Below are 24645 nucleotides of genomic sequence, written 5' to 3' on the forward strand. Positions count from 1 at the left end.
CCGGCAGTCCGGAAGCGAGGCGCGTGACCTTGATGCCGATGGTCTTCAGCATCCGCACGAGGTAGGTGGCCGTGGCTTCGCCCTCGAGGTTCGGATCGGTGGCGATGATGATTTCCTGAACCTGGTCATCAGAGAGCCGGCTCAACAATTCCCGGATACGCAGTTGATCGGGACCGATCCCCGCGATTGGATTGATTGAGCCGCCGAGCACGTGATACTTGCCTCGGAAGGACCGCGTCCGTTCGACGGCGATGACGTCCTTGGACTCTTCGACCACACAGATCGCGGACGGATCACGACGTGGGTCGCGACAGATGCCGCAGGTCTCCTGCTCGGCGACGTTCCCGCAGATGGTGCAGAACTTCACCCGCTCCTTGACGGTAACGATGGCGTTGACGAGTCGCTTCATGTCCTCGCCGTCTGCCTCAAGAATGTGGAACGCGATGCGCTGTGCCGATTTGGGGCCCACGCCAGGTAGACGTCCCAGCTCGTCGATGAGCTCCTGAACTGCGCCTTCGTACACGGATTTGCCTTAGCTGTAGGTGGTGACTCGACGGCCCGGCCGGGACCGGATGGCCTGGTTACTGGTCGAGGCTGCGTTCCTCGATAAGCCGTCCGTTGAGGATACGTTCGATGGCCTGCCGGCCGACCAGTCCGGATTCCTCGATGGTTTCATCATCTGCGCTGGGTATGTCCTCGACGTACTTCAAGTCTACGGCGCCCGTTACAGGCTGCGGCTTGGGTTTGGCTGCCTCCGCCCGAGCGGCTTCATCGAGCAGCTGTTGGTAGCGGCTGGGGCGGGACGGCGGTTCCTCATCGAACGAAGGTTCCTGAGGACCGGGGTCATCAGGGTCGCGGGGCGGTTCTGCCGGCGTGAAGGAAGGGACGTCATTGGGGTTGCGCCGTCCGGCAGGGGGCTCGGGGGGTGCGGGCTGTGCAGCTGCTGTGTGGACGGGTGCCGGCGGAGTGGGTGGTTGCTGGGCAGGCGCCGGCTGGAGGGGCGCTTGTTGCGCGAGGGCATACGCGGTTACCTGCTGCGCGGAAACGTGCCGGAGGGTCTGCTCCGGGGGCATCTGCGATGCGTCTGCCTTCCGCACGGGTGCCTGCTCCGTGCGCGCGTTACCGGTTGGTTCGATGCCCGCGGGCGCCTGCTGCGTCTGGTTCTGCTGGATTGTGGCGGGCGCAGCCGGCCGGGCAGATTCTCCCCAGCCAGGGCGGGCTCCGGTTGTGGCCGCTGGCAGCCCCCAGGAGTCTTCGCCCGGGGAAGGTGTGCCGGCGCCGCTCGATGCAGGGCTGTTGGCGCCGGGTTGCCCCTGCGCCTCTGCCGGCTGATTCCGGCTAGTAAGTGCTTTTGGGTCGGGTTCACCCGCTGCCGCGGCGCCGTCATGGATGGCTTCGATGCTGCAGTTCAACCCAAGCACCTTGTTGATGGCCTGCTTCAGGTTGTCGCTGTGCTGACCGCGTTGGAACCCGAGCGCATTGCCCTGTGACGCAAACGCCAGGGTGAGCTGATTGTCGCTGAAGGAGCGCGGCTTTGCATCGGTGTTGACGTTCAACCACGTGCTGCGCTTGATCCGGGCGAGCTCGTCCATGATCTCCGGCCAGGCCCTGCGAATCATCTCTATCTGACCCGAACCCTGGGCCGGAGCGGATTGACCCGACGGACGCTGCGCGGCGGAGGCGGCCGAACGCTGCTCGGCGGGGGCGGCCGGACGCTGCTCAACCGGACGATGCTCAACCGGACGATGCTCCGACTGGGGCTGCTCAACCGGACGACGCTCCATCGGGGGCTGCTCCGACTGGGGCTGCTCGGACTGAGGCTGCTCAGCCTTGGGCTGCTGGGCGCCTGGCGCTGCGGCTGAACGGGGTTCGGTGCTCTGCTGGTCCCACGGATCCGAAGGTTCGGGAGGCATGCCCCATCCGCCGCCCCAGTCGGCAGCACCGGGTTCCTGCGCAGGCTCCGTGGCGCGCTCGAGTTTCTCGGCCGGAGCCGGAGCCTGCTGTGGTTTTGAGTCGGCAGGAACCTGCGGGCCCGACGGCTGCATTTCCTGGGCGGCCGCTGCAGGGGTTGCAGATGCAGGGGCAGCAGCCTGTGTTTGACGCTGTGCCGACGCAGGTACTTGTGCCTGTGCCGACGCAGGCACCTGTGCGGCAGCGGCCGGAGCGGAGGGCTGTGCGGTGCGCTCGGCAGTAGCTGGGGGAGCCCCGGTACCGGCCTCAGGTAGGCCATCGGCGTAGCTTAGGCGGCGTTCGATGCGGTCGACCCTGGCCAGGGTGCCCTGCTCCGACTGGTCCGCAGCGGGCAGCAGGATGCGAGCGCAGAGCAGCTCGAGGTGCAATCGCGGAGAGGTGGCGCCGGTCATCTCGGTGAGCGCAGTATTGGTGATGTCAGCGGCGCGCGAGAGCTCCGCGCGTCCCAGTTGTTGAGCCTGGGTCCGCATGCGGTTCAGCTGATCGTCAGGTGTACCGCGCAGGATGGACGCCGCCGCATCAGGAACTGCGTTGACAATGATCAGGTCGCGGAACCGCTCGAGAAGGTCCTCGACGAACCGCCGCGGATCATGGCCCGTCTGGATGACCCGGTCAACAGCACCGAAAACGGTAGCGGAATCATCGGCGGCAATGGCATCGACCACGTCGTCGAGCAGCGAGGCATGCGTGTAGCCCAGCAGCGACACCGCGAGTTCGTAGTCAAGGCCGGAGGTTCCGGCACCGGCCATCAGCTGGTCCAGCACCGACAGGGAGTCGCGCACCGACCCGCCGCCTGCACGCACCACCAGGGACAGAACGCCGGGCGCCACCGGGATGTTCTCCTGGTTGCACAGCAGCTCAAGGTAAGCCATCAGGGGTTCTGGGGGAACCAGCCGGAACGGGTAGTGGTGCGTGCGCGACCGGATGGTTCCGATCACCTTGTCCGGCTCCGTGGTCGCGAAGATGAACTTGATGTGTTCCGGGGGTTCTTCGACGATCTTCAGCAGCGCGTTGAAGCCGGCGCTGGTGACCATGTGGGCCTCATCGATGATGAAGATCTTGTAGCGGTCACGGACCGGAGCGAAGGTGGCGCGCTCACGGAGATCACGGGCGTCATCGACGCCACCGTGGGATGCTGCGTCGATCTCGATGACATCCAGGCTGCCGGAGCCGTTCCGGGCCAGCTCAACACAGCTGTCGCAGGTGCCGCAGGGAACCGGTGTGGGGCCCTGCGCACAGTTGAGGCAGCGGGCCAGGATGCGGGCCGAGGTGGTCTTGCCGCAGCCGCGTGGACCGGAGAAAAGATAGGCGTGATTCACCCTGTTTTTGGAGATGGCCGTCATCAAAGGCTCGGTGACGTGCTCCTGGCCGATCACGTCGGAGAACGTCTCCGGACGGTACCGGCGGTAAAGGGCTGTACTCACAGAAGAACTCTATCGGTTGGGTGGGACAGGAGCGGCATCGGTGGAGGAGAGGTGGGAGGGGTCGACAATCCACGGCTCGCGGGGCAGCAGGCGAGGATCGAATGCCCCCAGCGCAGCCTCCACTGAGCTATCCGGAAGACCGAGTGAACGCAGGATAAGCGCCCGGATTTCGGCTGCATCCCAACCCTTGGCGCCCAAGGCTTCGAGGGTGACTGCGCCGTCACGCTTGGCCAACCGTCGACCTTCCGGGTTCAGCGCCAAGGGCACGTGAGCATACTCAACAACGGGAAGCCCCAGCAGGGACCCGAGATAGGCCTGCCGCGGTGCGGAACTCAGCAGGTCATCGCCGCGTACCACCTGGTCGATGCCCTGTTCCGCATCATCGACGACGACGGCGAGGTTGTAGGCGGGCACCCCGTCATTGCGCACCACTACGAAGTCATCAACCAGCCCGGTGTAGGGACCGTGCAGGACGTCGCGAATTCCATAACGGTCGACGTCGGTGCGGAGCCGGAGCGCGGCCGGCCGGACGCGCCGCGCGGCTTCGCGCTCGAACTGGGACAGGTCCCGGCAGGTGCCGGGGTAGTGGCCGGGAAGGACATGCGGCGCCGAAGCCGCCTCCGCGATGTCTCGCCGGGTACAGAAGCACTCGAAGAGGCGCCCGTCGCGCAGCAGGCGGGCAACGGCGTCGTTGTAGAGGTTTTGGCGTTCGCTCTGGCGGGTGATGTCACCGTCCCAGGAGAGCCCGACGGCGCTCAGCTCGGCTAGCTGCACCGCTTCAGCGCCGGCACGGACCCGGTCGAGATCCTCGACGCGCACCAGGAAACGGCGGCCGGTGGACCGGGCGAAGAGCCAGGCCAGGATCGCAGTGCGGAGGTTGCCCACGTGAAGTTCACCGGTGGGGCTCGGCGCGAAGCGACCTGCGTTCACGGATCCTCCAAACGCGGCTGGCAGGGAACGTAAAGACCCCTCATGCACCTGCCAGAGCCCGCCTACCCTTGCTACCTTCCGGTCCTGGGGGAGTTCAACAGGATGACACCACATGAGGGGCCGCGAAATAGTCTACAGGAATCGGAGCAGGGGCTTCGCCGGTCGCCGGAGAGCACCCGATTCGGCACATCAGGCATGTGCGGGTATTCTGGAACCTGCTCCAAACAAGGAGGATTCGCCTAGCGGCCTATGGCGCACGCCTGGAACGCGTGTTGGGTTAACGCCCTCGGGGGTTCAAATCCCCCATCCTCCGCGCTTCACACAGAACACCCCGGCTTTACAGCTGGGGTGTTCTGCATTTCACTGGACTTTGAAGTGATCGTAAGCATGCTGAGTAAAGTGTATTGTGCAATGAGTCTTCCGAAGCATAAGTATGGAGTTCACACTGAATACAGCATCGGCTGTGTGGCCTGATACCTTCAGCCATGTGCCCATCCTGTAAGGAGTTGCGATTGGACCTGCAGGCATGACCCGGCTACCGAAGCTGAGACACGCGTTCTCGGCACTGACCACACCGCTCGCGCCGGAAGATTTTCTGTCGCTATTCAACCCGGTGTTTTCGTCACGCCAACTGCGCGGCATCGTCACGAAAGTGGTGCCGGAGACCGCAGACTCCGTGACGATCTACTTCCACCCCGGCAGGGGCTGGAAAGCACACCGCGCAGGGCAGTGGGCGCGCATCGGCGTGGAACTGGACGGAGTCCGCCACTGGCGCTCGTATTCCCTGAGCACAGCTGCCGGTCAGGATCCCGCCATCACCGTTACCGACATGGGTGCCGTGTCCGGCGTCCTTGTCCGTGAGACCAAACCCGGTGACATTCTTTTCCTTGCCCCGCCTCAGGGCACCTTCGTACTCCCTGATCGGCCGCGGCCGCTTCTGATGCTGACAGCGGGGAGCGGCATCACCCCGGTGATGTCCATGATCCGCACGCTTGTTCCCCGCCGGCCGGACGCGGATGTTGTGTTGATCCATTCCGCTCGCACGCCCAAGACAAGCCTCTTCGTCGAGGAGCTCCGCGAGCTCGCCGACCAGTTCCGACAGTTCAAGGTGAAGCTCTGGTTCACCGGTGAGCATGGCCGCATCGATTTCAACACTCCCGCCGTCCTTGACCGGTTGTGTTCCGATTGGCGTGAGCGCGCGGCCTACGCGTGCGGACCGGAGAAATTCCTGGAAAACGCAGAGTCGCTGTGGGAGCGCCAGGCGAAACTGCCGGCCGGGAGCCTCACCATCGAACGCTTCAGCACCGCTTTGGCGGAAGGCACCGGGAACGACGGCGGACTGGTCACCTTCGAAGCCTCCGACCGGGAGGTTGAGGCGGACGGCAACACCCCGCTGCTCGAGGTCGGGGAAGACGAAGGCCTCCTCATGCCCAGCGGCTGCCGCATGGGAATCTGCCACAGCTGCCTCATCCCGCTTCGGGCAGGACAAGTCCGGGACCTTCGCACCAACGAAGTACATGGAGAACCCGGGCAATTGATTCAGACGTGCGTTTCGGCAGCAGCCGGACCCGTAAACCTCGACATATAACTCGGATCGAAGGAGTGAGAATATGACGAACCTTGTAGATCAGGTGTCAGAGGACACTGCGGTTGAAAGACCCGCAACCCGACGACGGCCGGGAGCGCTCGCCGAGACCGGGCATCCGCTTGTCCGCCCGCCGGCAGCTGCGCATCTTTCCGATGAGCAGGTTGCCGAACTGGCCCGTGAACTCGACGCCATCCGCGATGAGGTGCTCGGCCGACGGGGGAAGCCTGATGCCGCCTACATCCGCCGCGTCATCAAGGCTCAGCGCATCCTCGAGTTCGGTGGACGTGCAGCATTGCTTGTCGGACGGAACAAGGCAGCGTGGGTGGCAGGCACCACCATGCTGAGCTTCGCCAAGATCCTGGAGAATATGGAGCTCGGTCACAACATCCTGCACGGCCAGTGGGACTGGATGCGGGATCCGGACATCCACTCCACAACCTGGGACTGGGACTTTGTCACGCCCACACGGTCCTGGCAGCATACCCATAACGACCTGCACCACCGCTGGACCAACGTGGTGGGCAAGGACCGCGACGTCGGCTACAACCTCCTGCGCATGGACGACGACCAGCCCTGGCGGCCCTTCAACCTGGGCAACCCGGTGTACAACGCCGTGCTCGCGCCGCTCTTCGAGTGGGGCATCGCGCTCTACGATCTTGAGTTGCCGGAATACAAGGACGGCACAAAATCAAAAGAGGCCCTTCGTCGGGACCTGCAGGCACTTGGGCGCAAGGCCGCCAAGCAGTTCGGCAAGGATTACGTCGCTACGCCCGTCGTCGCAATGCTCACCGGTTCGGGCAGGCAGGCCTTGACGGGAACCCTGACCGCGAACGCAGTCCGTAATGTCTGGGCCCACGCAGTGATCTTCTGCGGTCACTTCCCAGCCGGCACTGACACCTTCACCGAGGAAATGGTCGACGGCGAAACCCGTGGTGACTGGTATGTGCGGCAGATGATCGGCTCGGCGAACATCTCCGGCTCGAAGTTCATGCACCTGATGACCGGAAACCTCTCCCACCAGATCGAGCACCACCTGTTCCCTGACCTCCCGTCGAACAGGTACCACGAGATCGCCCCGAAGGTCCGCGACATCTGCAAGCGCTATGGACTGCCGTACACCACCGGGCCCCTGCTCAAGCAGGTCGGGTCCGCGTGGGCGAAGGTCTTCCGGCTGGCACTGCCGGACCGTAAGGCACCGGCCAGCTAGTCTGGTCGCCAGCTGGCCCGGCGATCAGCTAGCCCGGCGATCAGCTAGTCGCCGGGTCCGGCGGGTGCTGCCCCTGCACCCGCCGGATCCGCCGAAGCGCTGCTGCCTCACTCGGTCCCTGCCTGCCCAGACCGAGCTTGATGGCTCCCAGCACCAGCAGGACAGCCGGCTTGACCGGCAACGGTAAGGGCCCGATGTGCGGCAACGACAGGCCGAGCAGTTCCCGGTGCCGAGGGGTGAGCGTGGCCACCGCCCCGGCAAAAAGGATCCGGTAGCCCAGACGCTGGGACCGCGGAAGCGGGGGTCGCTTGATGTAGGCCAGCGCGTCCTGGACCTGGTGGCTGGAAGCGAGCTCGCCGTCGTATGCGGAGAGCTGATCACGCAGTTCAGCGACGCTGCGCGGCGGGTCAGTGACGCCCATCAGTTCTCCCGCGATCGCCCACTCCTTCACGTACTCGTCCGGTCCGCCGGGAAACTTCAGCCCGTACTCCCGGTGCGCGCTGAGGAACGCGTCAGTGAACGCCAGATGCACCCACCGCAGCAGATGAGGGTCGTTGGCGGCATAGGAACGCTCGACGCCGGCGGCGTCCACGTACGTGCCGGTCACCTTCTCGTGCAGGCGGCGTACCCAGTTTGAAGCGCTCTGCGCGGCGTCGGTGGACCCGTACGTGACGGTGAAGATCCAGCGGATGGTGTTCGCGAGCCTGCCCAGCGGGTCCTCGCGGAAGTCGGAATGGGCATACACCCCCGCCATGGCACCCGGATGCAGCGCCTGAAGCAGGAGTGCACGGATGCCGCCCACCGTCGGAGTCATGGAGCTGTGAACCGACCAGACGGCGGAACCGGGATCGAAGTAGCCGGCGTCGTTCCCTTCCGCGAGTTCCTCTGTCCAGGCGGGCGGTTCGGCACCGGTGCCGGTGAAGGTGTTCTTGAGTTCAACCCGCAGGCGGGAGAGGGGTGACGCCATCGCTCCAGTATGCAGGTTCCTCCTGAACGTCCCATCCGGATGAGGGGCGGTCGACGAACTGCAATCGAGTACCAAAGACAACGACAGCCAAGGAGCACGAGTGTCCGCGCAGAAACTTCATGACATCCCACTGACCATGATCGACGGCACCGAGCGGACCTTCGGCGACTTTCAGGGCAAGACCGTCCTGGTGGTGAACGTCGCCTCGCAATGTGGTTTCACACCCCAGTACGCGGCGCTTGAGGAGCTCTACCGGAGGTATGCGGACCGCGGCTTCGTGGTGTTGGGCGTGCCCAGCAATCAGTTCATGGGGCAGGAACCCGGAACCGACGAGGACATCCAGGCATTCTGCTCCAGCACCTTCGACGTCACGTTCCCACTGACCCGGAAGACCGATGTCCGCGGCCGGGACCAGCACCCGCTCTATGCCGAGCTCACCAAGTTCAGGAACGGAGTGCTTCCGGGCCTGGTGAAGTGGAACTTCGAGAAGTTCCTGGTGAACGACGCCGGTACCGTGGTTGCGCGGTTTGCCCCCACTGTCGAGCCTGACTCCGACGAAGTTGTGTCTGCGATCGAGAAGACTCTGAACGGCTAGACGGCGGAAACGGCAGCCTCGGCGCAGCGCAGCAGGAAAGCGGCGCCCGCGTCGTCGTGGATGAGGTCACCCTCGGTGAGGACGGGGTAGGGCTTCTCCGGAATGCCGTCGGCGGGCCGGACGTCCACATGGGCGACGCTGTAGCCGTGCTCGTGCAGGTAGTCCGCCATGGCGTAGTCGGTGCGTGAATCGCCCACGGTGCGCCAGACATGCGGAACAGCGCCGTCGATCAGGGTGAGGGCGCGCTCCGCGCCGAGGTCCTTGCCGACGCGCACCGATTCAATGTCCGTGGAAATGATGGTGGGGTCCACCCGGTAGTCGACGCTGTCGTCGCTGTCCGGAAGGTGGTGCGCCAGGCGGCACACGCCCATGTCGAAGTGCTGCATGATCTCAAGGACCGCGGCGTCGAACGGTCCCTGACGGTCGAGGTAGTCCTCGTTCTCCACATCGAGGCGCTGCTCGATTGACACCATGGCGCGCTTGGTCTCGTCAAAGAACATGTGGTCAGCGAACTTCTGCTCCACCAGCGTCCGCACCTCGTTCCCGAACTCCTGGGGCAGGGCCAGAGTCTGGTCGACCTGGACGGGCGTGGGGCCGTCGGAGTCGAAACTGAACCAGGTGGCGCCCTTCTCACAGATGGCGTGGAACCTGACGCCCTCCGGGATGCCCGCAGCCAGCATCGGCTTCATGACCTCTTCGCGGATGAAGTCATCAGACCGGCCCGTGTTGAAGATGACCGGCCAGCCGGCTGCCGCGAGGCGGATGAGGGCGTCGATGATCTCGAACCGGACGCTGCGCGAGACGGGGCTCGCAACCGGCCCGTCGACGTCGAGCAGCAGGCCCATAGGCGTGGGCATGGACGCGGAAGGAGGCACCGAAGAAGTCACTGCCCCAGTATCCGCGGAACCGGGGAAGGCAGCGAAATCCATGACGGCGAAATCGCCGGAACTGCTCGAGCAGGGTTTCTCCAAGGTCCTGGTCGGAAGATTGAAGCCTGCAGCATCCATGCACGTATTAAGGGCGAGTAATGGCGATTGAAAAAATCGCGCTGGCCGAGCAGGGTGCGGCTGACCTGATGCCTGGGGAGGCAGCCGACTATCCCACCGGACTTACGCGGAGAGTTTTTGGCATTCTGATAGGCACCGGTGCTCTGGGCACCGCTGCGGGCTGGGGGATAGTCTCCGCCGCCGGTGGCACCGAGGAGGTTCCGACGTCGTTCGGGTCCGTCCGGATTGCAGCGGCTGAGCGGCAGGCACGGCTGGTAGGCGGGGTCGGAGGGCACGCAGCCGGTGGCCACTCCTCGAGCGGAGCCGCTCCGCCCGGCGCGGGGTCCCAACCGTTCAATCACACCTGGGGCGAACATCTCGCCGTCGAGCTGGACGTGCGCAACACCTCCGAGCGGAACGTCTTGTTCGCTCCCGGGCAGCTGCGCCTCGTGGTGACAAAGACGACGACGGTCACTAACCGGGCCGCCGACGTATCCAAGATCCTGCTGACTCCCGGTTCCCAACGCAGCCTGTGGATCAGCTTCCTGGTTCCAACCGGCGCCGCGGGTCTCGCAGCCCAGTTCACGGATCCCTGGGGCGGTCCGGCGCCGCTGGTGCTGGCCCTTCCCCGTATTTCCCTTCGACCAGGCTCCCTGGAGGATCATCATGGCTGAGCAGTTGCCTCCTGACATACTTGCCCGGGCGGACCTCCTCAAGCTCGGAGCAGCGGCCGGACTGGGCTTTGCAGCGCTGCCGCTGGTTCAGCCTGCCGCGCCCAGGCACCGAGTTGCCCGCACACCCGTCCCGCTGGCCCTAGCGCCGATCCCCGGCGTCCTGGACGTCTACATCAACGATGGCTATCTCAAGATGGTCGACGACACCCTCGTCTACCATCGCGGATTCGGCAGCCGGCCCACGGACATTGACGACGCGAGTCCCAGCCTCACCATGGACCCGACGATCATCACGGTGGGGGGCGATGTGATCCCCAGCCGTACCTACCCGTTGGAGAGGCCGCTCCCGCCGCGTGGCACCCCGACTCCGGTGGGTCCGGACCCGGCCAACCCCGGGCAGTACTTCATCCGGCGGAACTACTGGGCGAGTTACTTCCCCCAACGCACCATCATCGCGGAGTTGGGAAGCACGGTTCGGATGCGGGTGCAGAACCGGCTGAACAAGCCGCACACCCTGACGGTCTTTGGAGCGGCACCCGGTGGTGCGGACTACACCACCGGCGCTATCGGCCCCGATGCAGTGGCCATGATCGAATTCCCCTGTCCGCCCCCGGGTACGTACATCTTCGCTGATCCTACGAATGCGCCGGTCGAACGCGTGCTCGGACTCTTTGGGGTGCTTGTAGTGATGGACCCGGAGCACCAGTGGGACATCGCGGCGGACCGCGCAACCTTTGAGCGTCAGTGGCTGTGGATTTCCCACGCGGTGGAACCCCGCTGGGCGTCCATGGAGGCCGCGGGCCAGACCGTGAATGCCGCACAGACCAGGGCCGTACCGCGGTATTTCACCCTCAACGGGCGCAGCGGATTCGAGTCCCTCGGGATCACGTTCGACGAGGCCGTCAACCTTGCCACCGAGGAGGAAACCCTGATCTCCGGATATCCCCGACAGCTGGACGTCCGTCAGTTCGGAGAGGGCACGGAAGCGGGCACGCTCAGAGGCGGACAACTGGTGCGGCTGGTCAATCCCGGAATCGTCTTCCACCAGATGCACTTCCACGGCAACCACGTCTGGGTGGTCCGCCGAAACGGCGTGGACTGGCCGCGGCACGAGGGCTTCGTTGATGCAGACGGTCACGTGGTCCTGCAGCAGTGGGAGGACGTCGTCGAACTCGAACCCATGGACCGCAAAGACATCATTATCCCCATCAAGCGGCCGCCGGACGCCATTGATCCCGTGTGGTTCGCGCGTACCGGTGACTGGGTCTACCCCATGCACTGTCACGCCGAACCGTCCCAGACTGCTGCGGGCGGAATGTATCCGGGCGGTCTAGTTGCCCACTGGACCCTGAAGGGTCCCAACCCAGGAGGCAATCAGTGAGTATCTTCAGCCGTAAGCGCTCGGTTCGCACGACCGAGAAACTGCAGAAGCTGGCCGAGCGCCGTCGTCGGGAGGAAGAACGACGGCGTCAGGAGGAGGCGCGCAAAGCCAAGCGGACGCGTAAACCGACAGCATCGCCCAAGCCGACAGCGACGGTGAAGCCCTCCGTGAAGCCGAGCGCGAGCGCCAAGCCTTCGGCATCTGCTTCAGCGAAGCCGACCGCGTCCGCAACAGCGACCGCAACCTCTACGGCGACCGCTACGGCGACCGAGACCGCGAGCGCTACTGCGACCGCTACAGCGACCGAAACCGCGACTGCCAGCGCTTCCGCGACTCCCTCGGCGACCGCTGTACCGACGGAGGCGCCTGACCCCGTCGTCGTACCGGAACCCCAACTGCACCACCGGTTCCAGAGCCAGGTGGACTTCAGCTCCGACCAGCTGGAGGTCTCCAACCCGGTGACGGAGTTCCTCCAGACGGCTGCCGTCTCTGTTGACTTCGATTTTCACAGCCGCGACCTCGTCCTGGACGACGGCGCCGAATTCGAGATGTGGAGTTTCGAGGATGACCGGTTCGAGCGCGGGTTCCCCGGGCCTACGCTCAGGGTTCAGGAGGGGAAGATCTTCCACGCCACCGTCCATCCGAGCAAGGGCCCCCACACCATCCACTGGCATGGCATGGAACCCGACCCCCGGAACGACGGCGTGGGCCACACCTCCTTCGAGGTCGACGGGCAATACACCTACCAGATGCAGCCGGAAGCAGGCCGTCCCGGTGACCCCAACTATGGCGCCGCGGGGACGTACTTCTACCACTGCCACGTCAACACGCCGCTGCACGTCCAGATGGGCATGTTCGGCCCGCTGGTCATCGACCCCGTGGTCCACCCGGATTACCCCGTCAGTCCCGGCGCCCGCCGGGCGTTTGTGGACGGACCGGAGTACGACATTGATACAGAAGCGCTGTTCGCTCCCTACTGCCTGGACCCGCGCTGGCATGAAATGAACCATGCTGACGGGCTCTCAGGCGAGGACGCAGGCCTCAACCGGTTCGAGCCGCGCCACTTCTACCTCCTGGGTGGTGAACTGGCCCGGCGCCCCGCAGGCAAGGAGATCGTCTGGAGTCTGTCCAGGCTTCGCGCCAACGTGGTGGGCGGTCCCAAGAAGCCGACTTTGTTGCGGACGGTGAACGCGAACTATCTGCCCAATCTGGTGACGTTTACCGACGCCGGAGGAGCGGAGGTGCCGATTGCCGAAATCATCTCGCATGACGGACGCCCCTTCCGGGACACCTCGGTGCCCAACGCGCCGGCTCCACCCTGCAGGGACGCAGAGTACCCGCTGACTACAAGCAGGCTCGCCTACGGGGCAGCTGAACGCTATGACATGCTCCTTCTACCGCCCGCACCCGGCAGGTACTACCTGAACGTCCAGTGGGAAGACTGGATCACCGGCGCCGTGATCGCAAAACGAAGTGTGCCGATCGATGCGGCCTGATCGGGAACGGTTCCTCCAGCCGAGCGCTTGAAGCTATAACCATTTGGCGACGACGGCCGCGCCGCCGTGCCGTCACATTCCCTTGCGGCGATATCTTGCCTAGGCTGTATTGGTGATCTTCAAAGCAGTGAGCGATGGACGCCCCTACCCCGACCATGGACACGTGACGCCCAAGGACTGGGCAAACGTGGCCCCACGCCAGGTTCGGCTGGACGAGCTCGTCACAACCAAGACCACCCTCGACCTTGAGGCGCTGCTGGCGGAAGACTCCACATTCTTCGGCGATCTGTTCCCGCACGTGGTGCAGTGGAACGACACGCTCTACCTTGAGGATGGCCTGCACCGCGCGGTTCGCACCGCGCTGCACCAGCGAACCATCCTGCACGCCCGCGTTCTGGTTATCGATGGCTAGAACGCCCAAGCGGAAGCCCGTCCGGTCCAAGAGGAACCCGATCGAGTGGCACGGACACCGCATTGTTACTGAAAACGACCTCGAAACGGTTTTCGCAGACGACGGCAACGTAGAGCGCCCGCACATCTACATGCGCAGGCTGCGCCACGGCATCGTTCTGGTGTTGCTCGTAGCGCTACTGGCCGCAGCAGTGTTCTTCGCGCTCGCCCTGGCGCGGGGAGACATCAAGCTCCCGGTGCCGGAGGCAACGCCCACCCCCGTCAGCGCCTGCCCCCTCGGGCCGTTCGACCTCGTCGATCCGGCGACGGTGACTGTGAACATCCTCAACAGCACCAGCATCGCCGGGCTCGCCGGTAATGCATCGGCGGCACTGGAGGAACGCGGATTTGTCCTGGGCACCATCGGAAACCGCTCGGTCGCCCAGACCAACATGACCGCCATCATCGTGTCCGGGCCGGACGGGCACGCACAGGCATTTACCCTGCAGCGCATCATCCCCGAGACGGTCTACGTCGAGGACGAACGCCCCGACGCTACGGTCGACGTCGTCCTTGGCTCTGAGTTCGAATCGCTGGTGCCGGCGGAGGAAGTAAACGCGGAACCGGGTGGGCTCACGTGTGAGCTCGCCTCAACGGCCAGCGCCACGCCGTCGCCGTCCGCTCCCTGACGAACGCAGGCAAAAGAACGACGACGGCGACGGGCCGGCTAACAGCCGTCCGGTCCGCAGGCCTCGCCGTCGGGGGTTGCCGACATGGGGATCAGCGGGTGGCTTTCCTGCCAGGCCTGATCCAGCGCCTGTCGGAATAGTTCGGCGGGTTGCGCTCCGGAGATGCCGTACTTCCGGTCGATCACGAAGAATGGGACGCCGCTGATGCCCAGTGTCCGAGCCTCGTTGATCTCGTGCCGCACGTCCTCCGCGAATCCGTCGCCGGCGATGGTTTCGCGCACCGACTGCTCATCGATCCCCAATTCCTTGCCGAGCATCACGAGGACTTCCACGTCCGAGGTGTCGAGCCCCTGCTCGAAGTGCGCCGAAAGAATCACTTCCTTGGCGTCGTTGCCCTTCCCGAGCGACTTGGCGAGGTGCAGGAACCGGTGCGCAGTGAAGCTGTTGCCGACCACGACGGCGTCGAAATCAAAGTTCACGCCGACGTCGGCCGCTGATGAGGTGAGCTGGTTCCACATCTGACGGACCTGCTCGGGTGCGATGCCCTTGCGCTCGGACAGGTACTGCTGCTCGGTGCCCTCATAGTGCTCGGGGAGACTGGGGTCCAACTGAAAGCTCTTCCACGTCACGTCGACGCTGTCCCGGTGCGGGAAATCGGCCAGGGCCTTCTCGAAGCGGCGCTTGCCCACAAAGCACCAGGGGCATTTCACATCGGACCAGATTTCAATATGCATACCGTGGGCAACGGAACGACGGCGGTGCGCATTCCCGCTCACCGCCGTCATTTGCCTCACGTGTCCCAGCCCGCTCCGAGTCGGCAGAACACTCCCCGTTTGCACCCTCTTGGGGGCCCGTCCTGCCAAGGGAACGTGAAGATTACCGCTGCAGGGCCGGTGCCGGAGCCTGCCTCGCGCAGAGGTGCCGGGTGTAGGCGGGCAGGGTGAGGAACTCAGGGAAGTCGTCACCGAGAGCCACCTTCTCGAACAGCCGGCGGGCGTCGTCGAACCGGTCATCATCGAAGCGTGGGAGCCGCTCGAACTCCTCCTCCAGCAGCTGCGAAACCCACTCCAGGGTGACGATTTCACCGGTGTCGGTCACGGCCTGGGCATGTACCCACTGCCAGATCTGCGATCGGGAGATTTCCGCGGTGGCGGCATCCTCCATCAGGTTCTTCAGCGTCACAGCACCGTTCCCGCGCAGCCAGGCCTCGAGGTAGCGGACTCCGACCTCCAGATTGGTGCGGATACCCGCTTCCGTAATGAGCCCCTGGGTGCCGGTGAGGTCGATCAGTGCGCGGTCATCGGGCACGACGTCGGTGCGTTGCCGGTCGAGCTGGTGGGGCAACTCGCCGAGCACGACGTCAAAGACAGCGCGGGCAACCGGAACCAGGTCCGGATGGGCTACCCATGAGCCGTCGAAACCGTCGCCGGCCTCACGCACCTTGTCCGTGTGGACCTTCTCGAGCGCGACGGCGTTGACCGCCTCATCGCGACGGCTCGGTATAAATGCCGACATGCCTCCGATCGCATGCGCACCCCGTCGGTGACAGGTGCGTACCAACTGCTCGGTGTAGGCGCGCATGAACGGCGCGGTCATGGTGACCATGGTGCGGTCCGGCAGGACAAACCGGGGGCCGCGCAGCCTGAAGTTCTTGATGATCGAGAAGATGTAGTCCCATCGGCCCGCGTTCAACCCCGAGGAGTGTTCGCGCAGTTCGTAGAGGATTTCGTCCATCTCGAATGCCGCCGTGATCGTCTCAATCAGGACGGTGGCGCGGATGGTCCCGCGGGGAATGCCGAGCAGTTGCTGGGCGCGGACGAACACGTCGTTCCACAACCGCGCTTCGAGGTGGTTTTCGAGCTTGGGGAGGTAGAAGTACGGCCCCCGGCCCTGATCAATGAGCGTCCGCGCGTTGTGGAAGAAATGCAGGCCGAAGTCCGCGATGCCGCCGGAGAGTGGTTCGCCCTCAATCAGGATGTGCTGCTCGGGCAGGTGCCACCCGCGAGGACGCACGACGACGGTGGGGAGCGTCTCTCCGAGCCGGTACTCCTTGCCCTCCTCGGTGGTGAAGTCGATTCTGCGCCGCAGGGCGTCGTGGAGGTTCAACTGGCCGTTGATGACATTGGGCCAGGTGGGAGTCAACGAATCCTCGAGATCCGCCAGCCAGACGTTCGCCCCGGAGTTCAGGGCGTTGACAGTCATCTTGCGGTCCACAGGGCCGGTGATTTCCACCCGCCGGTCCTCCAGACCGGGAGCCGGCGGCGCGACCTTCCAGCCGTCGTCGTTCCTGATGTGTGCGGTGTGGGGAAGGAAGCGGGGATCCTCGCCCTGGGCAATGCGGCTGCGTGCTTCGCGGCGGCGCTGCAGCAGCTCCTGACGGCGCGGTTCTGCGAAGTCATGCAGTTCACGGAGGAAGTCCAGCGCTTCGGCGGTAAGGATTTCATCCTGGCGGGGGATCGGTGGGGCGGTCAGTGTGATGCCGGTGGTGTTCATGGTGATGCTCCTGGCTGAATGTCCAGATCGAGTGGGCAGAAATGACCGCAGCGGGGCGCCTGGCTGGTCCTCAGCGCCCACTCGATGCAAAGGGAAAGGGAGGGGGAGGAGGGTTCAGGAGAACTGCTGGGTCTCGGTGGAGCCGGCCAGGGCAAGGGTGCTGCCGGTCGGGTTGAGGGCGCCGGCTACCTGATCGAAGTAGCCGGTGCCGACCTCCCGCTGATGCTTGGTGGCCGTGTAGCCGCGTTCTTCGGCGTCGAACTCGCGTTGCTGGAGGTCCACATAGGCGCTCATGCCGTCGGTGGCATAACCGTGCGCCAGATCGAACATCGAGTAGTTCAGGGCGTGGAACCCGGCGAGGGTGATGAACTGGAAGGTGAAGCCCATGGCGCCGAGCTCGCGCTGGAACGTCGCGATGGTGGCGTCGTCGAGGTGCTTGCGCCAGTTGAACGACGGGGAGCAGTTGTACGCAAGCATCTGATCAGGGAACTCGGCCTTGACCGCTTCGGCGAAGCGCCGCGCCAGCTCCAGATCAGGCGTGCCGGTCTCCATCCAGATCAGGTCCGCGTACGGAGCATACGCATGAGCGCGGGCGATACACGGCTCAATGCCGTTGCGGACCTCGTAGAAACCCTCGGGAGTCCGTACTGGTTCCGATCCGGCCCGGATCAGGAACGGGCGGTCGCGCTCATCGACGTCCGAGGTGATCAGTGTGGCCGCTTCGGCATCCGTACGGGCCACAATCACCGAAGGGACGCCGGCGACGTCGGCCGCCAGCCTGGCCGCGTTCAGCGTGCGGACATGCTGCTGGGTGGGAATGAGGACCTTACCGCCGAGGTGGCCGCACTTCTTCTCCGAAGCCAGCTGGTCTTCCCAATGCACCCCGGATGCTCCTGCGGCGATCATGGACTTCATCAGCTCGAAGGCGTTCAGCGGCCCGCCGAAGCCGGCTTCGGCGTCGGCCACAATCGGCACCAGCCAGTCTGTGAATTCCTCGCGACCGCTCAAAACGCCTTCAGCCCACTCGATCTGGTCCGCCCGCTGCAGCGCGTTGTTAATGCGCCGAACCACCTGCGGGACCGAGTTCGCCGGGTAAAGGGACTGGTCCGGGTAGGTCTGGCCGGACAGGTTGGCGTCCGCTGCCACCTGCCAGCCGGACAGATAGATAGCCCTCAGCCCGGCCTTCACCTGCTGTACGGCCTGGTTGCCGGTCAGTGCGCCCAGAGCATGGGTGTACTCGCCGGTCCGGGCCTGGTCAGTGAGCTGCTGCCAGAGTTTTTCTGCTCCCCGGCGGGCGAGCGTGTGCTCCTCCTGCACGCTGCCGCGAAGGCGTACGACGTCGGCAGCAGAGTAGTCGCGCTGGATTCCTTGCCAGCGCGGATCGGCTGCCCACTCGAGTTCGAGGTCGCGGACTGCTTCCGTGTAGGCGTTGGTGTTGTCACCTGGGTGTGCGGCTTCCTGCGTCATTGCAACTGTCCTTCCGGGAGGCGTAATGCCTGTGCGGTTGTGCTGGTGAAGTCAACGATTCTGCATCCTGTAACGGGCATCTAGATGAAAGCTCTGGAAAGAAATGCGATTCTTCGCGTATGGTCAAGAAATGACGACTTCCAGTTGGAATCGCACCCGTCTGCCCGACGCCGAGCCTGCCCCTGACGGGGGGGATGCCATCAGCCTGGGCCGCCGTCTCCGCCACCTCCGCAAGAGCCGTCGCATGACGCTCGAGGAGTTGGGCGCCGTCGTCGGAACTGCCCCCTCCCAGCTGTCCCTCCTGGAGAACGGAAAGCGTGAGCCCCGGCTGGGCATGCTGCAGTCCCTCGCGAAGGCGCTGGAGGTGAGCGTCGACCAACTGCTGGGCGCGGAACCACCGAGCAGGCGCGCCGCACTGGAAATCGCGCTGGAGCGGGCGCAGCGGGGACCGCTGTACGAGTCCCTGGGGCTGCCGAAGGTCCGCACCTCTGCACGCCTGCCCATGGAGGCGCTGGAGGCGCTCGTCGGGTTGCAGGCTGAACTGGAGCGGCGGATGAACGAGCAGGTGGCCACCCCTGAAGAGGCCCGGCGCGCCAACGCTGAACTTCGGGGAGTCATGCGCCGGCAGAACAACTACTTCCCGGATATCGAGGGGGAGGCGCAGAAGGTTCTGGAGTCCGTGGGGCATACGCGGGGGCCTCTTTCGCAGCATCTCATCGCGGACATTGCGGCGCACCTCGGGTTCACGCTGCACCATGTCAGTGACCTGCCGCATTCCACCCGGTCCGTAACGGACCTGAAGAACCGGCGAATCTACCTGACCCAGTCACAGCGGACCGACCATGACCCGCGGTCCGTGCTCCTCCAGGCCCTGGGCCACTACGTGCTGCAGCACAAGACGCCGGAGAACTACCACGAGTTCCTGCGGCAACGGGTTGCCACCAACTACTTCGCGGCTGCCCTCCTCCTGCCCGAGGAGGCCACGGTCGAGTTTCTCCAGGCTGCCAAAGCCGCGAAGGAGATCGCCGTCGAGGACATCCGGGACGCTTTTGCCGTCTCCTACGAAACCGCTGCCCACCGGTTCACCAACCTCGCCACCGAGCATCTCGGTATCCCGACGCACTTCCAGAAGACACACCAGAGCGGCATCATTTACAAGGCCTACGAGAACGACGGCGTGACCTTCCCCCAGGACCATACCGGCGCCATTGAGGGGCAGCCCTCGTGCAGGAAGTGGACGTCCCGGATGGTGTTCGACGTGCCTGACCGGTTCTCCGCCTACAGCCAGTACACCGACACCCCGAGCGGTACTTTCTGGTGCACGGCCCGAACGGAGCACGCCCCCAGCGGAGAGTTCTCGGTGAGCGTCGGCGTGCCCTACGCGCACGTGAAGTGGTTCCGGGGACGGGAGACCACCGTGCGGGGTGAGTCCCGCTGTCCGGAGGAATCGTGCTGCAAGCTGCCGCCGTCGTCGTTGGCGCAGGAGTGGTCCGGCTACGCGTGGCCCAGCGCGCGGGCGCACTCCCATCTGTTGGCGGCCATGCCGCCGGGGGCCTTCCCCGGCGTGGATGAGACGGAGGTTTACTCCTTCCTCCAGGCGCATTCGGACTAGCGTCGTACAGTGAATGCCCACTCGAACGGGGAGCTCCATGCTTTTTGCCAATGACACTGAAGAGGGTCTGCGGAGTGCCGCCGCCCTGGTCAATACCGAGGACGGTGAACAACTTTCCGACGTCGGTGCTCTCGCGCAGTTTGCCCGCGACTGGAACTGGACCGGCAACCTCGCCCTCGATGATGACGAGCTCGAGGCAGTCCGAACGCTGCGCCCCAGGCTTCGGTCGCTGTGGAGTGGCGACGAAGACCAGGTTGTGGAGCTGGTGAACGGCCTGCTGCGCGAGTTCAATGCCCTTCCGCAGCTTGTCCGCCACGATTCCTGGGACTATCACATTCATGCCACGCCGCGCGAGGCCCCGCTGTCGGCTCGGATGGCGGTCGAGGCGGCGATGGCGTTCGTTGACCTCGTGCGCAGCAAGGAGCTGAGCCGGTTGAGGGTATGCGCATCGCCGGACTGCGACAATGTGCTCGTGGACCTGTCAAAGAACCGTTCCCGGCGGTTCTGCGAGTCGGGCTGCGGGAACCGGGCAGCTGTCGCGGCCTACCGGGCGCGGCTGGCCGAACGGGCGCAGACGGCCTGAACGTCCACCTGTCCGCAGGGACGGAAACAGGAGGAAGCCCCCGGCTTACGCCGAGGGCTTCCGATAGTGCTCACCTACCAGTGAAGGTTACGGAACCATCCAGGTGAAGCCGCCCCAGCCCTGTCCGTTCTGGACCTTGCCGGCGAAGCCGCCAGTGCCGTTTCCGGAGTAGAGGAAGAGCCGTCCGGCGGAGTCACGCGCCAGCAGGTCGGCGTTGCCGTCTCCGCTGAAGTCGCCCGGAGCCACCAGGGTGAAGCCGTTCCATCCTGAGCCGGGCTGCGTGCGGGCGCCGAAGCCGCCTGATCCATTGCCCGGGTAGAGGAAGAGCCTACCGGCGGAGTCGCGCGCCAGCAGGTCGGCGTTGCCGTCGCCGCTGAAGTCACCCGGCCCGACAATGGTGTAGCCGTTCCAGCCTGAGCCGATCTGCGCCGGCGTGAGGAACCCGCCTGTCCCGTTGCCCGGGTAAAGACGCAGCGCGCCGTTCCCGGCACGGGCAATCAGGTCCACGGTGCCATCACCGTCGAAATCACCTGGAGTGACGATGGCCAGGCCGCTCCAGCCGCTTCCGATCTGCTTGCCCCGGGTGAGCGTACCGGTGCCGGTTCCTGCGTAGAGCCAGAGCCGCCCGGCGCTATCCCGCGCCACGACGTCGGCATTGCCGTCGCCGCTGAAGTCGCCGGGAACCAGGATGGCATTCATTGAATTCCAGCCTGTGCCGATCACCCGGCTCTTCAGGAAGCCGCCCTTGCCGTTGCCGGGGTAGAGCAGCAACTGCCCTGCGGAGTTGCGGACAAGAACGTCCGGGATGTTGTCGCCGTCGAGATCCTTGGTAGCCTCCTGCTCACCTGCCACCGCAATCGGCACGATCTCGTCCTTCTTCCCCGTCGCGTTGTGGTGGTGAAGGAAGAGTGCCTTGGCGTCGGTGACGTTTTCCTGGCGGTTGACGTTGAGGGTGACGCCGTCAGCGGAGACGAACGATGCCGCATCGGGCACGCCGCCCTCGAACCACAGGGCGGGCTCGGTGACGTTGAAGCTGATCCAGTCCGTGGTATCCACTGGAGCTCCGCTGACACCGTTCTCATCGACATTCAGCACGTTGGACGTTGCAACGCGGTACTGGATGGGCGCTGAAGCACTCAAGGCAGCAGCGTCCATTCCCAGTTCCGCGACGGGAACCGGGAACGTCACCACATTGGTGTCGAAGGTGTTTGTGTCCACGCTTCCGTCGACCCCGTTGGCGAAGTACAGGTCAGTGTCGAAGATCGGCGCTCCCGCGTCGTCGATCGTTATGACCTCGAAGAGGATCATGTCGAGCGTCGGCGCCGCGGGCCCAAGGTCCCCGGCACGCAGGGTGCTGACCACGTAATCGACCGTGCTGTCGCCGTCCGTATCGATTTCGATGGAGACACCGTTATTGCCGCCGAGCTGTGCCCAGTTCTGCCAGGTGCTGACGCCGAAGTTCAGGACCCCTGCCGTCCGGTCCCCGGCCGCGTCGATCAGCGCCGGAACCGTTGAGGCTGCGCCGACTGCTTTCAGGTCGAACGAGTACAGGGACTCCAGCGGGCGATTCTCGGCCCGAGGGCTTTCGACACCCAGTACAAGCGGCGACACGATCGACTGGTAGGCCGATTGACCCGGTACACCCTGGGCAAGGCCACGACCGGACAGGGTCACGGTGCTTTCCAGGTCCGCGGGCCCGTCGAAGGCGGCCTCCGCGCCGGCCGAGATGGCCGACGTCGGCTTCGGAGCCGAGTAGACCGGAACGCGGAGTTTCTGCCCGTCCGTGCTGGTCAGTTCGACCCGGCCGGACACATCGGCGAGGTACTGGCGAGGAAGGCCCGCCTGCACTGCTTCCGCTGCTGGGTCGATCGTCTTGGCGAGCGCGGCCGGATCAGGAATCGCCAGCGTGACGGTCAGCGCGGCCGTGTTATTGGCCGGCACCGTGATCGCCGCCGGGGAAACCGTCACCGTGACGCCGGGCATGGTCGATGCCTCGAGGTATTCTGCGTTATACGTGATGGGAGCATTGGACCGGTTCTCGACGGTGACCTGCCTGGTCACTGACAGGGCCTCGGTGCCGAGTTCCAGCACGCCGAAGTTCACCGAGGTGAGGGCGGGCTGGTCGGTCGCGTAGGCGAATACCGGTGTGTCCAGGGCTTGGATGGCGTCAACACGTCCTGATCCGACGCGGTTCGGTGCGTAGGCAACACCGTCGGCCGTGAGCAGGTCATGTGTAGCCGTATTCATGATGACGCTCTTGGCCTGGTACGGGTTGTACTCATGTGCCGAGAGCACCAGGGCCGCGATACCTGCCGTATGGGGTGCCGCCATGGAGGTGCCGCTCTTCACCGAAGCGCCGTTGCCGGTTCCCACCTGTACCGAACCGATGAGGACTCCCGGTGCCGCGACGTCGGGCTTAACGACGCCGTTGGAACCGTGGACGCCCCGCGAGGAGAAGTCCGCGAGGTTGTCCTGCGCGTTGGAGGGACCGGTAGCAGTGGCCTGGAAGGTGGGGTCGAGCTGAAGGACCAGGGTTCCTGCTTCCGCAGCCGGCATCAGCCTGGTGGTGTCACCGGCCGAGAGCTGGATACCCGGTATCGTGGCGTTTCCGCCGATCCCCGCTGGGAAGATGTCAAGTGTCGTGCCGATGACGACGCCGGCGTAGCCTGCAGCAGCTGCGTTGTTCCAGCGAACGGTGGATCCGCATTCGCGGGTCGCGTCGTTGTCGTCCCAGAAGAGCCAGACCCACTTTCCTTCATTCACGCCTGCGGCAGGCAAGGCGGCGCAGCCGTCATTGTTCGCGCCGGCTGGAGCCATCACCACCTCACCGCGAAGGGTGTCGGGAGTAACACCCGCTGCAGCGTAGTCGAAGTTCACGGTGTACTGCCCGGCGGCCTGACCGGCGACATCCGCCGGAGCCAGCACATCAGCGCGGTCCATGGTGATCTGCGATCCGACGCTCGCTGCGACAGTCAAAGCTGACTCAGCACTTCCCGGGGAGCCGCCGATGTCGTACACGTCGCCGTCGTTCCCTGAGGACACCACGGACAGAATGCCCTGTGCGGTCAGCGAGTTCACGATGTCATTTTCGGGATCGTCGTACGCGGGGAAGGCCGAGCCCAACGACATGTTGACGACCTGAGCGCGGTCGTCGAAGTTGCCGTCACCATTTGGGTCGAGGACGAAGTCCAGCGCCTGCCCCACAACGAGGCTTGATCCGGTGCAGCCAAAAACGCGCAAGGCCACCAGGCCGGCGTCGGGAGCCGAACCCGGACCGATGCGCATCTGGTTGACAGCCTCCGGGGTGAGATCACTGTAGTCGCCGTCGAATGTGGTGCCGTCCGCATTGACGCCATAACCGGCGGCGGTGCCGGCGACGTGCGATCCATGGCTTTCGCAATCCAGCGGGTTCAGGTCGGGTACCGGCTCATCGTTCTCGGGGTCGTCAGCGTTGTACGCATCGCCCACGAGGTCGTAGCCGCCCTTGAACTTGTCCGGATCAAAAAGTGCCGGATCGGGCTCTGCATCCGCCTGGGCCTGCTCGTACGCCTCAATGGTTCCAGGGCCGCCGAAGCCGGCGTGGGTGTAGTCCAGACCGGTGTCCAGCACTGCGATGGTGATTCCCTCGCCGGTGATGTCGCGCGCCGTCCATGCCTCGAGAGCACGGGTGTCGATGTCTGCGCCCTTGTTCTCGACGGTCTTGGGGACGATCGCGGTGATCTTGACGACGTCAGGTCGCGCAGCGAGCGCTTTGATCGCGTCGGCGTCACCCTTGATCGCCACACCGGGCAGGGTGTTGGTGGTGGTGTAGAGCTGGGAAGCGCTCGCTTCCGCTGCGACCTCGTTTGCCTTCGCTTGGATGCCCGTGCGGATCTCCTTGACGCGGTCCGCCCGGGGGACCGGTGCGGTGAATCCGTTGCTTCGTACCTCTGCGGGCTGAGTCTGTTCGAAGGCACCCTTGCCCGAGAACTGGACGTACGCCGCCGTCGGGCCTGTCCTGGCCGCGAGTTCGCGGCTGACCTTGGCCTCGAACGCCGGCTGAAGCGCGATCCCCTCGGCCGTGGGCCCGCCGGAATCCGGTGCCTCGAGTGCCGATGCCGGTGCCCACATGCTGGAGGCCAGGGCGAGGCCGGTCAGCGACGCCAGCACAGCCCTTCCTGATCTCCGGCGGTATGACTTGCTCATGCTGCTC

At 65.0% G+C, this 24645-nt stretch carries 19 protein-coding genes, 1 tRNA gene and 1 other RNA gene; 11 read left to right on the forward strand and 10 right to left on the reverse strand.

Annotated features, from left to right (window positions below; genetic code table 11):
• The 4 genes from recR to ffs all read right to left on the reverse strand — a co-directional run.
• Positions 1-523, reverse strand: a 523-nt coding sequence (gene recR / locus RIF85_RS00005; protein WP_309069856.1) for a recombination mediator RecR, incomplete at its 3' end; no start/stop codon positions are given.
• 58 nt (positions 524-581) lie between these two features.
• Positions 582-3395 carry a DNA polymerase III subunit gamma and tau gene (locus RIF85_RS00010; protein ID WP_309069857.1) on the reverse strand — a complete coding sequence of 938 codons (2814 nt, stop codon included), beginning with the start codon at positions 3393-3395 and terminating at the stop codon, positions 582-584.
• Between the two features lie 9 nt (positions 3396-3404).
• Entirely contained in the window at positions 3405-4325 is a 921-nt protein-coding gene (gene gluQRS, locus RIF85_RS00015; protein ID WP_309069858.1) for a tRNA glutamyl-Q(34) synthetase GluQRS, read from the reverse strand.
• A gap of 28 nt (positions 4326-4353) precedes the next feature.
• Positions 4354-4450, reverse strand: an RNA gene (gene ffs / locus RIF85_RS00020) — signal recognition particle sRNA small type.
• Between the two features lie 103 nt (positions 4451-4553).
• Here ffs and RIF85_RS00025 point away from each other — a divergent pair.
• The 3 genes from RIF85_RS00025 (at position 4554) to RIF85_RS00035 (ending at position 7120) form a co-directional block, all read left to right on the forward strand.
• Positions 4554-4638, forward strand: a tRNA-Ser gene (locus tag RIF85_RS00025).
• Positions 4639-4851: 213 nt separating this feature from the next.
• Positions 4852-5913 carry a ferredoxin reductase gene (locus RIF85_RS00030; protein ID WP_309069859.1) on the forward strand — a complete coding sequence of 354 codons (1062 nt, stop codon included), beginning with the start codon at positions 4852-4854 and terminating at the stop codon, positions 5911-5913.
• A 22-nt stretch (positions 5914-5935) separates the two neighbouring features.
• A complete protein-coding gene (locus RIF85_RS00035) occupies positions 5936-7120 on the forward strand; it encodes an acyl-CoA desaturase (protein ID WP_309069860.1) in 1185 nt (394 codons plus the stop codon).
• A 40-nt stretch (positions 7121-7160) separates the two neighbouring features.
• On the opposite strand, the gene RIF85_RS00040 is transcribed toward RIF85_RS00035, so the two are convergent.
• On the reverse strand, positions 7161-8087 hold the full coding sequence (locus RIF85_RS00040) for an oxygenase MpaB family protein (RefSeq protein ID WP_309069861.1): 927 nt from the start codon (positions 8085-8087) through the stop codon (positions 7161-7163).
• Between the two features lie 136 nt (positions 8088-8223).
• Between RIF85_RS00040 and RIF85_RS00045 the strand changes: the two genes are divergently transcribed.
• Positions 8224-8682, forward strand: coding sequence for a glutathione peroxidase (locus RIF85_RS00045; RefSeq protein ID WP_309069952.1), 459 nt, complete (start codon positions 8224-8226; stop codon positions 8680-8682).
• Here the strand turns inward: RIF85_RS00045 and RIF85_RS00050 are convergent.
• Complete coding sequence (locus RIF85_RS00050; protein WP_309069953.1) at positions 8679-9539, reverse strand: hypothetical protein; 861 nt, start codon at positions 9537-9539, stop codon at positions 8679-8681. The genes RIF85_RS00045 and RIF85_RS00050 overlap by 4 nt on opposite strands.
• Positions 9540-9709: 170 nt before the next feature.
• On the opposite strand from RIF85_RS00050, the gene RIF85_RS00055 reads away from it, so the two are divergent.
• The 5 genes from RIF85_RS00055 (at position 9710) to RIF85_RS00075 (ending at position 14298) form a co-directional block, all read left to right on the forward strand.
• Complete coding sequence (locus RIF85_RS00055) at positions 9710-10342, forward strand: hypothetical protein (protein ID WP_309069862.1); 633 nt, start codon at positions 9710-9712, stop codon at positions 10340-10342.
• Positions 10335-11723 carry a multicopper oxidase domain-containing protein gene (locus RIF85_RS00060; RefSeq protein WP_309069863.1) on the forward strand — a complete coding sequence of 463 codons (1389 nt, stop codon included), beginning with the start codon at positions 10335-10337 and terminating at the stop codon, positions 11721-11723. Before RIF85_RS00055 ends, RIF85_RS00060 begins: the two co-directional genes overlap by 8 nt.
• Positions 11720-13219, forward strand: coding sequence for a multicopper oxidase domain-containing protein (locus RIF85_RS00065; RefSeq protein WP_309069864.1), 1500 nt, complete (start codon positions 11720-11722; stop codon positions 13217-13219). The genes RIF85_RS00060 and RIF85_RS00065 overlap by 4 nt, the downstream gene beginning before the upstream one ends.
• Before the next feature lie 112 nt (positions 13220-13331).
• Positions 13332-13631 carry a type II toxin-antitoxin system VapB family antitoxin gene (locus RIF85_RS00070; RefSeq protein ID WP_167990481.1) on the forward strand — a complete coding sequence of 100 codons (300 nt, stop codon included), beginning with the start codon at positions 13332-13334 and terminating at the stop codon, positions 13629-13631.
• Positions 13624-14298, forward strand: coding sequence for a LytR C-terminal domain-containing protein (locus tag RIF85_RS00075; RefSeq protein WP_309069865.1), 675 nt, complete (start codon positions 13624-13626; stop codon positions 14296-14298). The genes RIF85_RS00070 and RIF85_RS00075 overlap by 8 nt, the downstream gene beginning before the upstream one ends.
• A 38-nt stretch (positions 14299-14336) precedes the next feature.
• On the opposite strand, the gene RIF85_RS00080 is transcribed toward RIF85_RS00075, so the two are convergent.
• From RIF85_RS00080 to aceA, 3 genes are all read right to left on the reverse strand, one after another.
• Positions 14337-15032: a DsbA family oxidoreductase gene (locus tag RIF85_RS00080; protein WP_309069954.1), complete on the reverse strand. Its 696-nt coding sequence runs from the start codon at positions 15030-15032 to the stop codon at positions 14337-14339.
• Positions 15033-15174: 142 nt separating this feature from the next.
• Complete coding sequence (gene aceB, locus RIF85_RS00085) at positions 15175-16791, reverse strand: malate synthase A (protein WP_309069866.1); 1617 nt, start codon at positions 16789-16791, stop codon at positions 15175-15177.
• 114 nt (positions 16792-16905) lie between these two features.
• Complete coding sequence (aceA, locus tag RIF85_RS00090; RefSeq protein WP_309069867.1) at positions 16906-18258, reverse strand: isocitrate lyase; 1353 nt, start codon at positions 18256-18258, stop codon at positions 16906-16908.
• 103 nt (positions 18259-18361) lie between these two features.
• Between aceA and RIF85_RS00095 the strand changes: the two genes are divergently transcribed.
• Both RIF85_RS00095 and RIF85_RS00100 read left to right on the forward strand, forming a co-directional pair.
• Positions 18362-19870 (forward strand): helix-turn-helix domain-containing protein, encoded by a 1509-nt coding sequence (locus RIF85_RS00095; RefSeq protein WP_309069868.1) that lies wholly within the window; start codon positions 18362-18364, stop codon positions 19868-19870.
• Positions 19871-19907: 37 nt separating this feature from the next.
• The gene (locus RIF85_RS00100) at positions 19908-20453 is read left to right on the forward strand and encodes a CGNR zinc finger domain-containing protein (RefSeq protein ID WP_309069869.1); all 546 of its coding nucleotides are present in this window, start codon (positions 19908-19910) and stop codon (positions 20451-20453) included.
• 87 nt (positions 20454-20540) lie between these two features.
• Here RIF85_RS00100 and RIF85_RS00105 read toward each other — a convergent pair whose 3' ends face one another.
• The gene (locus tag RIF85_RS00105; protein WP_309069870.1) at positions 20541-24638 is read right to left on the reverse strand and encodes a S8 family serine peptidase; all 4098 of its coding nucleotides are present in this window, start codon (positions 24636-24638) and stop codon (positions 20541-20543) included.
• Between the last annotated feature and the right edge of the window lie 7 nt (positions 24639-24645).

The sequence above is a fragment of the Arthrobacter sp. genome, from assembly GCF_031179385.1.
Taxonomy (GTDB): Bacteria; Actinomycetota; Actinomycetes; order Actinomycetales; family Micrococcaceae; genus Arthrobacter_D.